The sequence below is a fragment of the Burkholderia sp. Ap-955 genome (assembly GCF_011753045.1).
Classification (GTDB): Bacteria; Pseudomonadota; Gammaproteobacteria; order Burkholderiales; family Burkholderiaceae; genus Burkholderia; species Burkholderia lata_D.
The window spans coordinates 1-12,643 of sequence record NZ_VWWH01000026.1; the positions used below are offsets into that span (position 1 = coordinate 1).

At 62.1% G+C, this 12,643-nt stretch carries 10 protein-coding genes; 4 read left to right on the top strand and 6 right to left on the bottom strand.

Going from position 1 to position 12,643, the window contains the following annotated elements; genetic code table 11:
* Both F3J15_RS16385 and F3J15_RS16390 read left to right on the top strand, forming a co-directional pair.
* On the top strand, nt 1–749 hold a 749-nt coding region (locus F3J15_RS16385; RefSeq protein WP_166892501.1), incomplete at its 5' end, for an MFS transporter.
* Between the two features lie 144 nt (nt 750–893).
* A complete protein-coding gene (locus F3J15_RS16390) occupies nt 894–1,664 on the top strand; it encodes an ABC transporter substrate-binding protein (protein ID WP_166892504.1) in 771 nt (256 codons plus the stop codon).
* Nucleotides 1,665–1,742: 78 nt separating this feature from the next.
* Here the strand turns inward: F3J15_RS16390 and F3J15_RS16395 are convergent, their stop codons facing one another.
* Nucleotides 1,743–2,126 carry a hypothetical protein gene (locus tag F3J15_RS16395; protein ID WP_089486405.1) on the bottom strand — a complete coding sequence of 128 codons (384 nt, stop codon included), beginning with the start codon at nt 2,124–2,126 and terminating at the stop codon, nt 1,743–1,745.
* Between the two features lie 203 nt (nt 2,127–2,329).
* Between F3J15_RS16395 and F3J15_RS16400 the strand changes: the two genes are divergently transcribed.
* Both F3J15_RS16400 and F3J15_RS16405 read left to right on the top strand, forming a co-directional pair.
* A complete protein-coding gene (locus F3J15_RS16400) occupies nt 2,330–2,851 on the top strand; it encodes a GNAT family N-acetyltransferase (protein ID WP_046549341.1) in 522 nt (173 codons plus the stop codon).
* Nucleotides 2,852–3,202: 351 nt separating this feature from the next.
* On the top strand, nt 3,203–5,059 hold the full coding sequence (locus tag F3J15_RS16405; protein WP_240158929.1) for a DUF3857 and transglutaminase domain-containing protein: 1,857 nt from the start codon (nt 3,203–3,205) through the stop codon (nt 5,057–5,059).
* Here F3J15_RS16405 and F3J15_RS16410 read toward each other — a convergent pair.
* From F3J15_RS16410 to F3J15_RS16430, 5 genes are all read right to left on the bottom strand, one after another.
* Nucleotides 5,050–6,486: a TolC family protein gene (locus F3J15_RS16410; RefSeq protein ID WP_166892507.1), complete on the bottom strand. Its 1,437-nt coding sequence runs from the start codon at nt 6,484–6,486 to the stop codon at nt 5,050–5,052. The genes F3J15_RS16405 and F3J15_RS16410 overlap by 10 nt on opposite strands.
* The gene (locus F3J15_RS16415; protein WP_166892511.1) at nt 6,483–8,675 is read right to left on the bottom strand and encodes a peptidase domain-containing ABC transporter; all 2,193 of its coding nucleotides are present in this window, start codon (nt 8,673–8,675) and stop codon (nt 6,483–6,485) included. The genes F3J15_RS16410 and F3J15_RS16415 overlap by 4 nt, the downstream gene beginning before the upstream one ends.
* Nucleotides 8,676–8,689: 14 nt before the next feature.
* The gene (locus F3J15_RS16420; protein WP_166892514.1) at nt 8,690–9,964 is read right to left on the bottom strand and encodes an HlyD family efflux transporter periplasmic adaptor subunit; all 1,275 of its coding nucleotides are present in this window, start codon (nt 9,962–9,964) and stop codon (nt 8,690–8,692) included.
* 119 nt (nt 9,965–10,083) lie between these two features.
* Entirely contained in the window at nt 10,084–11,829 is a 1,746-nt protein-coding gene (locus F3J15_RS16425; protein WP_166892517.1) for a hypothetical protein, read from the bottom strand.
* Nucleotides 11,830–11,893: 64 nt separating this feature from the next.
* A complete protein-coding gene (locus tag F3J15_RS16430) occupies nt 11,894–12,337 on the bottom strand; it encodes a toxin-activating lysine-acyltransferase (protein ID WP_166892520.1) in 444 nt (147 codons plus the stop codon).
* Between the last annotated feature and the right edge of the window lie 306 nt (nt 12,338–12,643).

Sequence of the window (12,643 nt, forward strand, 5' to 3'; positions counted from 1 at the left end):
ACTCGGCCGCGGCGTGGCTCGCCGCGCAGGGCGGCTGGCATCTCGCGCTCGCCGTGTGGGCCGCGCCCGCGCTCGTCACACTCGCGCTGTGGCGGGCGAAGGCGCCACGCGACGCCGTGCGCGCAACGGCCGTATCGGCCCCGCTCACCGCGTTCGCCCGCATTCCGCGCGCGTGGCAGCTCGCGCTGTTCTTCGGGCTCAGCAACAGCGGCTACGCCAGCCTCGTCGCGTGGCTGCCCGCGTTCTACCGCGGCATCGGCATGAGTCCGCAAGCGAGCGGCAACCTGCTCGCGTGGATGGCGCTGTTCCAGGCGACCGGCGCGCTCGCGATGCCGATGCTCGCAAAACGCTCGCCCGACCGTCGCGCCGCGCTGTGGCTCACGCTCGCGCTGCAGGCGGCCGGCTTCGTCGGGTTCGCGACGCTGCCCGCGGTCGCGCCGTGGCTCTGGGTCGCGAGCGTCGGCCTCGGTCTCGGCGGCTTCTTCTCGATGAGCCTGATCGTCACGCTCGACCACCTGCCCGATGCCCGGCTCGCCGGCGCACTCGCCGCGTTCGTGCAGGGCATCGGCTTCCTGACCGTCGCGGCGAGCCCCTGGCTGATCGGCTGGCTGCGCGACGCGGGCGGCGGCTTCGCGATCGCGTGGTGGATGCATCTCGGCGTGATCGCCGCGATGGCCGCGCTGAATGCCGCGTTCGCGCCCGCCGGCTACCGGCACAGCATGGCGCGCATCACCGGCGCCGCCCGCTAAAGCCCCCCTTCGAATCCGGACGTTTCGCCGGCCGCTTCCGGCGCGACGTCCAGCCGCCCGCGCATGGCCGGGCGCGGGCAGTCACGCCCATCGGCCGCTGGTTCGCTGCACGACAAACAACATCAATTGGTATTGGAGACAGACATGAAAAAACTCGTTCTGGCCGTTGCGCTCGCGCTGACGGCCGGCGCCGCCGCCGCGAAAGACCCGGCGGTACTGCGCCTCGGCGTCGCCCCCAGCTATGCGCCGTTCGAATCGCTCGCGCCCGACGGCAAGCTCGTCGGCTTCGACATCGATCTCGGCAATGCGATCTGCGAACGGATGAAGGTGCGCTGCGTGTGGGTCGAGAACGCGTTCGACGGGATGATCCCCGCGCTGAAGGCGCGCAAGTTCGACGGCGTGCTGTCGTCGATGAGCGTGACCGAGAAGCGCCTCACGCAGATCGCGTTCACGGACAAGATCGACAACGTGCCGCCCCGGCTCGTCGCGCGGCGCGGCTCGAACCTGCAGCCGACGCCCGAATCGCTGCAGGGCAAGAGCGTCGGCGTCGAGCAGGGTTCGACGCAGGAGACTTATGCGCGCACGTACTGGGAGCCGAAAGGCGTGATCGTCCGCACGTACCAGACGCAGGATCTCGTCTACCAGGACCTGCTGTCGGGGCGGCTCGATGCGTCGCTGCAATCGTCGGTGCAGGCCGACCTCGGTTTCCTGAAAACGGCCAAGGGAGCGAACTTCGAATTCGCGGGGCCGGCGCTGCATGACCCGAAGACGCTCGGCGTGGGTTCGGCGATCGGCGTGCGCAAGGATGACGACGCGCTGCGCACGCAGATCAACCAGGCGCTGGCGAGCCTGATCCAGGACGGGACGTACCAGCGGATCGCGAAGAAGTATTTCTCGTTCGACATCTACAACTGACGGGAACGAACGGACAATGCAAAGCGGCGTCACGCATGCGTGCGCGACACCGCTTCTTCGTTGACCGAATGATATCGACTACGCCGCTCGCTGCAACAGGTCGGTGGCGAACGACTTCGCATGCGCGACGGCTTCCTGCGCGTCGCCGAACACACCGAGTTCATCCCAGTGTTCTTCGGCCGCGTACGTTCCCTTCACGGCGAGCGCCCGCTGAACGCTCAACTGCGCGGCGTATTTGCCGTCCTGCAACGGCCGGGCCGTTGCAACCACCTTGTGCGGCGGGCTGGCCCGCTCCGGCTGAACCAGTTCGACGGCGCCACCGGCCACGTCGACATACATCAACTCGTTCCTGGTGTTGCAGTCCGGGCAGTAGAAACACCACCCCGCGTCCTCTTGACGGGGCCTGACCTGCCCGCGAGCCAGCACGGCGCGGCATGCAACGTTTTCGCAGATGAACGGCATGGCAGTCTCCGAAGTTGTTTGTCGGAAATCCTAGCATGTCCGTCCGCCGTCAACCACCGGCATCGGCGAGATTGCCTTGCGGTTGGTCAGGTTCGGGCGCACCAGCCCCTGGCACGGCTCGCACGCATGTCGACCACGCGCTCGCAAGCCTCTCGTCAGCCGGGATACACTGTCTGCCCGACCCACGAATCAAGCCATCCTCCATGTTGATCCGCGTTGCCACGCCGTCCGATGCCATCCCGCTTGCCGAATTGAAGCGCGACACGTTTCGCGAAACCTTTCTGCAAGACGGATTCAATATCGACTACCCGCCGCACGATCTGGCTGCGTACGAGACTCAAGCCTACTCGGTGGAAACGGTCACGGGCCAGCTCAACGATCCCCAGTGCCGCACGTGGGTCGCCGAAAGTGACGACGGCCGGCTGGTGGGGTATGCACACGCGGGGCCGTGCAAGCTCCCGCACCCGGAGGTTGCCGACGGGTCGGGGGAGATCCATCAGATCTACCTTCGGCGCGGTACGCAAGGGACCGGCGCCGGGCGCGCGTTGTTCGATTCCGCACTGGATTATCTGGCCACGGAACGCCCCGGCCCGGTGTGGCTCGGCGTGTGGTCCGGTAACGCGAAGGCCATCGCCTTCTATGAGAAAGCCGGTTTCAGGAAGGTCGGCACGTACGATTTCAAGGTCGGTGAAGCGACCGACCTGGAGTTCATCTACCGTCGTTGACGCCATGGATCGAGAACCGGTGCGATTGACACGCTCCGGTCAATCGCGAAAGGGCGCGAAACCCGGAGAAGAACGGAACGCAGCCTGTCTCTCCGACATTCTGTCGCACTCCTCGTGATCGATCGACGCGCCGACGCACGCCGGTTGCATTGATTTCGACCACAATCCAGACGCGGCATGCGAGTCGACTTCGATTCACCGAGGTCACCATCCACCTTCTCGCCGACCCTTGTTGCGTCACACGGATTTCTGCACAATAAACGACTGCACTGAATTTCAACCGCGCCGCGCCTTTCTGCATGCAACGCAGGCATGCCTCATTTTTCAATTCTGTCCTGATTCAATATCTTCATGGCAATCTGCGCAACGATGACACCAGAATCCGAAATACTCGAGCTGCACACTCAATTCCAGCCCAATGTAACTTGCCTGAACGAAGATATTTCCTACACCGTCAATGCCGACGGAACCTTCATTCAGGAAGTCTGCTTTCAATTGCGCATCGAGACCGACCAAGGCGTTCAGGAACATGGTCAGATTTCGCTCCGTTACAGCGAATCGCTGGAAACGCTCACGGTAGAAAGCGCATATACGACCACTGCGGACGGAGAGCGCCTGGAAGTCAGCACCGACAGAATTCTCGAGCAGCAGACGGCGGAGAGCGCGCGCGCGCCGATGTTCGACGACAACAAAGTCAAGGTCGTGGTGTTCCCGTCAGTCGGCATCGGAGCCACGCTTACGCTGAGGTATCGCCGATTCCTCAGGAAGCCGGTTTTTCCCGGACACCTCGCGGTGGTGGAATACTTCGGTTGCGAAATACCGCGACAGAAGACGGCACTGACGATTCATGCACCGGCTTCGATGATGTTGAATGTCGACGCTGTCGATTTACCTGGCGGGCGCACTACGTCGGACGATCCCGACAGGCAGCGCTGGCATTGGCATCTTCCCGCACAGCCCGCTCGTCTGCCGGAATTCGATTCGGTCAGTGAAGTCGATTACAGCCCGCGGGTGGCAGTCACGACGTTTCCCGATTTCGATGCCGTCGGCGCGGCATATCTGCATCACGCAGCCCCTCAGGCCGCGATAACGCCGTCCATTCGCGCACTCGCGGACAAATTGACCGAAGGCGAGACAGACCCGCTGAAACAGGCCGAGATTCTATATAACTGGGTCAGCACGAACATTCGGTATGTCGCCATTCACCTGGGTCACGGCGGAGTGATCCCGCACGACGCGGATACGGTCCTGGCAGCAGCCTATGGCGATTGCAAGGATCACGTCACACTGCTTGAAGCGTTGCTCAGCTCGAAAAACATCCGCAGTTCGCCGGTACTGGTCAACTCCGGCTCCGTCTACTGGTTGCCCAAGGTCGCGCTCCCCCTGGGGATATTCGATCATGCGATCACCTATCTTCCGGATTTCGATTTGTTCGTCGATTCGACTGCCGCCTCGGCCCGATTCGGTACGCTGCCCACTGCCTTGCTGGGCAAATCGGCGCTGGTCATTCGGCACCACGACCATTCGGCGCGCGTCGTCCCCCTTCCGGTTTCCACGCCCGACAACGCACGCGTTCGCACCGTCACCCATATCACGCTCGATCGGGAAGGCAATGTCGCCGGCACCAGCAGGATCGAGAACGAGGGGCCGTTCGACTGGATTGCACGACAGATCTTCGCATCCATTCGCCCCGGGCAAGAGGCTCAGGCCGCCGCGCGTGTCCTGATGGTTACGGGGCAGGACGGCAATGGAACCTACCGGCACAGTGGGATCAACGACCTGAGCCGCCCGTTTTCTTACGAAACGACGTTCCAGTTGCCCGATTACGCGCTACTTCCAGGGCCGGGCGCCATTCCTGTTCCCGTTGGATTGAGCAGCTTCAGCAGTATCCGCGCAGCGCTCGAACAAGACGGATTGACGGCGCGAACCCATGCGATGCCCTATGTCGGTCGTCTGATCGACGAAATGACCGTCATCGTTTTCCCGGAACATATCGCGATCCCTAAATTGCCATCCGCCACGCGAATATCGTCGCCGCTCGGTGCGTACGCTTCGTCTTATCAAGCGAGCGGGCAGACTGTCACCGTGACGAGGCAGCTCGAACTGCGGCTCGCCGGCCCGCTCCTGGAACCGGTGCAATATCTGCATTTCAGGGAAATGGCTCGCAAGATCAAACGGGACCTCCGGACACAACTCGTCTATTTCTGACTGACAGAAAGATCGAGCTTTCCAAGACTTGCGACAAGTTTCAGGCGCGCGCTTCGCCACTTCGACACAGCGAGCACGCGCTGCTTCTGCGCATCCGCAAGCGCCGTCTGCGCATTCAGCAATTCGGTAAACGTGCCCACCCCTTCCTTGTAGCGCCCGCGTGCCACATCGAGTGCGCGCCGCGCATCCGCCAGCAACTCCCGCGAGTTGGACAGGTTTGCAGCATCCGCGCGCAGGCTCTGGTAGCTCGTCCAGACTTCGAGCGACACCTGCAGTTCGGCGTCGTGCAATGCCGCTTCCTGTGCATCCGCCTGAGCCTGCGCCTGCCCGGTGCGATAACCGGATGCGAATCCCTCGAACAGTGGAATCGTCAACTGCACGCCGATCGTGCTGCCGCGACTACCCGTGACCGGCACCGATTGCTGCTGGTACGACGGACTGTTCTGCGTCATGCTGCCGATCAGCGCGATGGTCGGACGGCCCTGCGCACGCGCGGCATCGACATTCGCACGCGCGGCGTCGAGTCTCGCGCGTGCGGCCGCGAGCTTCGGCTGACGCCGCTTCGCCTCATCGATCAATTGGTCGACGCCGGCATCGAGTTCGGCCTGACCTTCCACAGTCAACTCCGGTGAATCGATCCGGACCGGCACGTTTGCATCGAGGCCCATCGTCACCGCCAACGCGCCGCTCGCGACCTTGACTTCGCCGTCGGCGCTCACTCGGTCGAGCATGGCGCGTCGATAGCTGGTGCGTGCCTGCAGTTCGTCGGCAAGCGTCCCGGCGCCAGCGGCGTGCTTGGCCGATGCCTGCACGAAACTTTCTTGCGCGATCGATTCGGTACGCCGCGCGGCGTCGAGCGACGCCCGTGCGTTGCGTAGCGCGTAGAACGCCTGCGCGGCGTTGAGGATCACGGATTGCAGTACCTCGTCCTGGACGGCATCGGCGACCACGAGCAACGCACTGGCGCGCCTCCGAGCCGCGTCACGCTTGCCAAAATCGAACAGTACCCAGTTGAGGGTCAGCATGCCGTACCTGCTCGACGTGTTTTGCGACCGGCGTATCTCGCCCGCACCGAATGCACTGTAGTCGTAGGTCGTGGACAAGGTGTCATGCTCGACACCCACCGTCGCATTCACCGTCGGCAGGTATGCGGAATCGGCGACGCCGAGCGCCGCGGCTTGCACGCGCGCTTCCGCCCATGCCCGGCGTGCCTGCGGAGCCGCACAAATTGCCCGCAGGATCGCGTCGTCGAGTTCGAGCGGGCGATCTTCCGGCATTGCGCGGCACGACGCGTCCCTCAACAACGGTGTGGCCGGCGTTGCCGATACATCGTCAAGTGTGCGAAACACGTCGATCGCTTGCGCATTGGCGCAAGAGGGCATTGTCAGCATGGCAATCGAAACGGCAGCGATCAGGCACGGCTTCATGACCCCACCCGCAGATGGCGTTCCGCCGCGTCAGCGCTCGGCGCATCGAGCGCCTCGAGCGCACCTGTTGCCACCGTCGGCCGATCGGATACGATCCGTCCGTCTCTCAGCGTCACGACCCGATCGGCGGATGCGATCGTTTCCGGGCGATGCGCGACGATGATGCGCGTCATCCGCAACGCGCTGACGGCCACATTGACCTGCTGTTCGCGCTGAAGGTCGAGATGACTCGTGGCCTCATCGAGCACAAGAATCGCCGGGCGCTTGTACAGCGCGCGGGCAAGCAGCACACGTTGCTTCTGACCGCCCGACAACACCGTGCCCATGTCGCCTACGAGCGTGTTGTAACCCATCGGCATCTCGACAATATCGTCATGCACCGCCGCAAGCCGCGCGCATTCGACGATCCATTGCGTGTCGGCGTCCGGATCGAAGAAGCTGATGTTGTCGGCTATCGACCCGGCAAACAACACGTCGTCCTGCAATACGGTGCCGACAAGCGCCCGCAGCCGCCGGAGCCCGAGCCTGTCGACGTCGACGCCGCCGATCCGCACCTGGCCGTCGGTCGGGTCGAGCACGCCGAGCAGCACGTTGACGAGCGTCGTCTTGCCACAGCCGGAAGGTCCGACGAGCGCAACCGATTCGCCCGGAGCGATTTTCAGTGACACGCAGTCGAGCACCGCCGGCTCGCCGTCCGCATAGCGGAAACCGATCTCGCGAAATTCGATGCCTGCCGGGAGATCGTCCGACTCGCCAGGCACGTGTCGAAGCGCCGCGTCCGGCTCAGGCTGCGTGAACACGATGTCGGCAAGTCGCTCACCTTGCAGCTGCAACATCCGGACTTCAAAATACTTGTCAATCAGACTGCCGACGCGAGAGTCAAACTGACTCTTGTACGCATTGAACGCCATCAGCACGCCGACGGTGAACTGACCGTCCATCACCATCCGCGCGCCCAGCCACACGATCAGCAAGCCCTCGATACCGAACAGCAGGCCGTTGAGGTGCTGGTAGAGCAACTGCAGCTTCTGTACATGCAGCCCCGCGTTGACCTGCTCGACGAGCAGCGACAGCCAGCTCGCGTGACGCTCGTCCTGCCTGTTGAACAGCTTGATCGTTTTCACGCCGCGCACGGTCTCGAGGAAATGGGTCTGCTGCCTGGCCGCTCGCACGATCTGCTCCTCGGTCGCCCGTCGCAGCGGCTGGTACCAGAGCCAGCGCAGCAGCGCGTACAGCCCCATCGCGACAAGCGCGACACATCCGAGCACACGACTGTAGATGAACATCATCGCCAACGTGACGATGGTCATCAGCCCGTCGATCACTGCACTCAGGAACGATGTCGTCAGTGTCTGCTGAATCGTGTCGACCGCGCCGAAGCGCGACACGACATCGCCGAGACTGCGACGCTCAAAATAGCGCATGGGCAGGCTCAGCAGGTGCGTAAACGCATTGGCGCGCCACTGCACGTTGAGGGTCGTGCCGAAGTACATCAGCGCCCATGCGCGGATTGCGCTCGTCGCCTGCTGCATCAACAGCAACAGGGCGAAGCCAAGCGCGAGCACGGTCAACAGGTCACGGTCCGCGCCGACGACCACCTCGTCGATCACCCACTGCAGGAAGAACGGCTGCACCAGCGCAAAGATCTCGAGTGCAAGCGCGAGCAACAGCACTTGGCCAAGCGAGCGCGACAAGCCCGATACGGGCCCGAGCAATGCGCGCAGCTTGACGGCCGGCGCGGCATCGCGCAACGCGAAGCTTCCGGTCGGCCACAGCTCCAGCGCGACACCGGTAAACGAACCCGACAGTACATCGAGCGGCAGCTTACGGACGCCCTGGGCCGGATCGTGGATCACCGCGAACTTTCCGCACACCTCCTTCAATACGACGAAGTGGTTGAAGTTCCAGTGCAGGATGCACGGCACGCGTAGTTGATCGAGCCGATCGAGATCCACCTTCAATGCCCGCGTACCGAGATCGAACCGCCGTGCTATTTCGATCAGGCGACCGAGACCGGTCCCCTTCAGCGAAACGGGAAAACGGCCGCGCATCGTCGCCACGTCGACGTGGTGGCCGTGATAGCCGGCAATCATCGCAAGGCATGCGAGTCCGCATTCGGTGGCCTCGGTTTGCAAAAGCATCGGGAGCTTGCTGCCGACGCCGAACGAGAGTCGGTCGAGAATGAACATGGGGGACCAAGAAATCAGAGTTTGCCCGTCAGGCTATAAAGCGGTTCAAGCACCCATTCGTACAACCGACGGCGCTCCTGGAGGACGTCTGCCTGCAACGCCATGCCGGCCTGAAGCGGTTGAGGTTTGCCGTAGGCCGTCACCGTCTGCGCGTCGAGCATGGCGGTCACTCGATAGAACGCACCGTCGCCGCCGCGATCAGAAACATCGTGTATCCCGCTCGTCGACAGCTCGGCGCTCGATAGTGCGGTGCGTGCGATTGACGTTACATGCGCACCGTACTGGCCGAACTTCTGATACGGATACGCCTGATAGCGCACTCGCACCGGATCGCCGACACGCACAAAGCCGATAGCCCTGCTCGGCACAAATAGATGAACCTGCCAACGCGCCCCGTCCGGCACGATACTCGCCACCGGACGGGTGGTATCGATCGTCTGGCCAGGTTCCGCGATCACGGCAGTCGCAACCCCCGTCTCGGGCGCCGTGATTACCAGCTCACGTCGCGCCTCGCTCTCGATCAGCGACTGGTCGATCTCGATCACGTTGCGATCGATTTGCGAGAGCTGGTTCTGCTGCTTGAGACGAATGCCTGCGATCTCGTTGACCGCTTCCTTGAGCGACTGCTGCACACTGGCGCGATCACGCTGCAAACCGAGCAGCTTCGATTGCTGGTCGAGCAGGTCCGCCTGTCGCTGCTGGAACTGGTCGGTCGAGATGTAGTCCTGCGCCAGCAGCCGCTTGTAGCGAGCGACGCCGTCGGCGGCAATCGCCGCACGTTCGTGTTGGCCCGCGAGCTGATCGTCGAGGCGTGCGAGCTCCGCCCGCAGGCTCGCGGCCTTTGCTTCCAGCGTGTCGCGCGCGTCTTGCTGCAGCACGCGCGTCTTGTCCATCTCCTGAAGCAACGAGCGCTTGCGCAGGCGGGCCTGCTCGATCAGCGCCGCCTGTGTGCGCCCTTCGGCCGCGCTCTGCAGGTCGGTCGACACCGCGTAAAGCACCGTACCACGCGTCACGTGACTGCCTTCAGCAACAGTCTTGCGCAGCACGATGCCCGGTTGCCATGCGTAGATTTTCACGAGGCCCGTATCGGGGACGACGACGCCTTCGACCGTCGAGCGACGCGTATAGCTGCCGAGCGCAAACAACATCACGACTGCAAGCGCCATGCACGTCGCGGCAACCGTCAGGATGCCGAGCGACACGGGGCGCACGAGCACGATCTCGCCAACTGTCGGCGTGCGCTGGCCTGCCTGCGCTTCAGATCTGAACAGCGAGGAAAAGACGGACATCAATTGGCGCACATCAAACGATCAGACCTGTCGGCCAATGCCGCCGTGCAACCCCGACTGCCATCTCGACACCCAAGGCTTCGTTCCGTGTGCGCATGCCAACCCACCCATTGTCCAGACTATTGAATACGCGGCATTTTTCCGCAGATTCGCTCGATTTCCACTTCGCCGTAGAAGGCAAGCATCGAATGCAATTCGTGGCGCTGCCGTACGATCCTGCCGAACGCCTCGGGGCTGTACATTTCACTTTCATTCCCATTCACAAACCTGAATCGGTCTTCCACCAACAGAAACTCGATCCTCAGATCGCTCTCTCGCCAGACATCCACGACCATCCCGCCTTCGTATCTCAATACCAGCAGCGACTGCCGCTTCTGTCTGTTGATGAACTCGTCGGTGACGTCGCTCTCCTCGCCGGCTTCGACGATTCCCTTCAGCATCTGCTTGACCGCGTCGCGATTCAGGCAGGCCGATGCACCCAGGTACTTTTTCCTGTTGATACCGAAGCTGCGAACCAGGGCATCACCGGAGATGTTCATCGTGCTTCCCAGGTCGGATACCAGGCCAAGGATCTCCGCATATGCGCTGGTCAGCGCCTGATGCGGCTGCGGCCATCGGGCCGGGCGAACGACGCCGTCATGCACGAAGTCCCAAAACGACAGCCAGTCGAACTTCCCCGACAGACTGAAAAGACGAGTATCGTGCTCGTCCCGCCCGCCTTCGACATCCAGCTGCGCAACCCACTCGACCAGTGTCGATTTGACTTCGGATATCCAGCCCGCCACGACCGGGACGTCTGCCATTTTTTCGGCGAGAACGTGCGGCACCCCTGCCATGCACAAAAAATATCGCGCAAATTTCACATCGAATTCGCGCGAGAACTCGCGAATCGCATACCCGAGGACCTGCGCAGAAAATGCGTCATCCTTGATCCAGTATTTGTTCGCATAAAAACATATCGAAGAAATACTCTTCATGATCGGCAGATGCTCCCGCGAAGCCTTGTTCCAGATGGCCTTCAGATCCGGCAGCGATTCCGCACCAAACGCCAGCAACGACATGACGGAGGTGAAATCGAGAAGACGTCCGTCGATCGATACGTTCGACGACGTGCAACCATGTGCCATGAAGCGGGATCGCATGTACGCCAGTTGAGCTGCAAGTCGACGCGCGAACTCACCGAGCCCCGCGGAGAATCGCTCCTTGTCCGTCATGGCGAGCCACTGTTGCTCGGCAATGACAGCCGGTCGCGGCAGGACCTCTCCCAGGTATCGAACCGAATTTCTGACACGACGAACATCCGCCTCGCGATGCCACGATGCATCGCGAATCGGCTTGAAATAAATTGCGCGCTCGAAATGCGCGGGCCGGATTTCCGGCCTTCTGATCAGCAATGCGCGTGCACTGCCGTCGACATGTGCCTGTTCCGCGATTTTCAGAACGGCCACCACCCGCTGCACACCGAAAGGAACAACCTCTTCGAGAATCTCGCTCCATGCCGCCTCATAGATCGCGTCTACCAGCGACAAGTGACCATTTGAATGCGCGCCATCCGAATCGCACCCCAGCAGCAGATTTGCTCCAATGCCCTTTACCTGCAGATCGATCGACAAGCCACATCGCACTCCGCCGCCGTTATTGACGATCTCTTCCCCGCCATAGCGCTCGCTCAGCCATATCTGCTGCTCGGCACGTCGATCGCGAGGGCGGGTGGCGAGAATAAAGGCACATTGGTCGACCAACGTGCGCGTGCTTATCGCCTCGGCGTCATTCTTGTAGACGAGGCTTGCCCCTTTGACCCGTTCTACCAAGATCGGCACAAATACATCGTCGAGCTCATTGAGCGTCATCACCTGCCCTTTCATTCTGATTATTTTCGATCTCGATCCGTCGCTTGCGACGGCAGTCACACTCGCGAGGCGTGCGGTATCACGACAGCGCCTTTCTACGAACACGCGAGCCCGAAGACTCACGACGCGTCAGCCAGAAGAACGCGTCGTGTTCGCGGGAGAATTTTTCCTTGATGAATCGGGAAACGGCCGCCAATCCACCACGGCGAATTGAAAGATCGATTAACCAGAGGTCACGCCCTTCATTCCATTCTGACAAGTGCGAGATAAATCCACCGCGCTCGACTATCCGGACGACATCGTCCGAAAGAAATGCCCAGGTGACGAAGCCAACCGGTTTTCCGCTTGCATCGAAAAATATCTTGATCTGCCTGAGTTCGATCGCCGGCAGAATCCACGCATTCAGGCGAACGAGTTCGTGATTCGATACCGCGGATTTCGCAAGCATCAAACTCGCGACACACCCAAGTTCCTCATATTTCTTTCTGATGAGATCATCAGTGAAGTCACTTCTTTCAGCCATGCAATGCAATCGGTATCGGGTATGAAGACAGGCGGCTGCAATCGCTCGCAGCCGCCCGGGCGTCAGCTATGTTTCACGGTTGCCGACCCGTGATCAGCCGCCTCCGCCGCCCGAAAAACCGGCCACGGCACCGCCAATTCCACCGGACACCATGCCACTGATGCCACCGGCGCCGACAGGCGCTCCGACGGCTGCAGCGCCAAGCGCGCCCCCAATGCCGCCGACTACCGAACCCTTGAGTCCGCCGATGATTGCCCCGCCGACATTCCCCCCTCCAGCAACGATCGTGAGTTCCTCTTCGGTCAA

Bases quoted from the DNA above. Each gene is read 5' to 3' on its own strand.
- F3J15_RS16390 (WP_166892504.1), top strand. From the start codon at position 894: ATGAAAAAACTCGTTCTGGCCGTTGCGCTCGCGCTGACGGCCGGCGCC.
- F3J15_RS16395 (WP_089486405.1), bottom strand. From the start codon at position 2,126: ATGCCGTTCATCTGCGAAAACGTTGCATGCCGCGCCGTGCTGGCTCGC.
- F3J15_RS16400 (WP_046549341.1), top strand. From the start codon at position 2,330: ATGTTGATCCGCGTTGCCACGCCGTCCGATGCCATCCCGCTTGCCGAA.
- F3J15_RS16405 (WP_240158929.1), top strand. From the start codon at position 3,203: ATGGCAATCTGCGCAACGATGACACCAGAATCCGAAATACTCGAGCTG.
- F3J15_RS16410 (WP_166892507.1), bottom strand. From the start codon at position 6,486: ATGAAGCCGTGCCTGATCGCTGCCGTTTCGATTGCCATGCTGACAATG.
- F3J15_RS16415 (WP_166892511.1), bottom strand. From the start codon at position 8,675: ATGTTCATTCTCGACCGACTCTCGTTCGGCGTCGGCAGCAAGCTCCCG.
- F3J15_RS16420 (WP_166892514.1), bottom strand. From the start codon at position 9,964: ATGTCCGTCTTTTCCTCGCTGTTCAGATCTGAAGCGCAGGCAGGCCAG.
- F3J15_RS16425 (WP_166892517.1), bottom strand. From the start codon at position 11,829: ATGAAAGGGCAGGTGATGACGCTCAATGAGCTCGACGATGTATTTGTG.
- F3J15_RS16430 (WP_166892520.1), bottom strand. From the start codon at position 12,337: ATGGCTGAAAGAAGTGACTTCACTGATGATCTCATCAGAAAGAAATAT.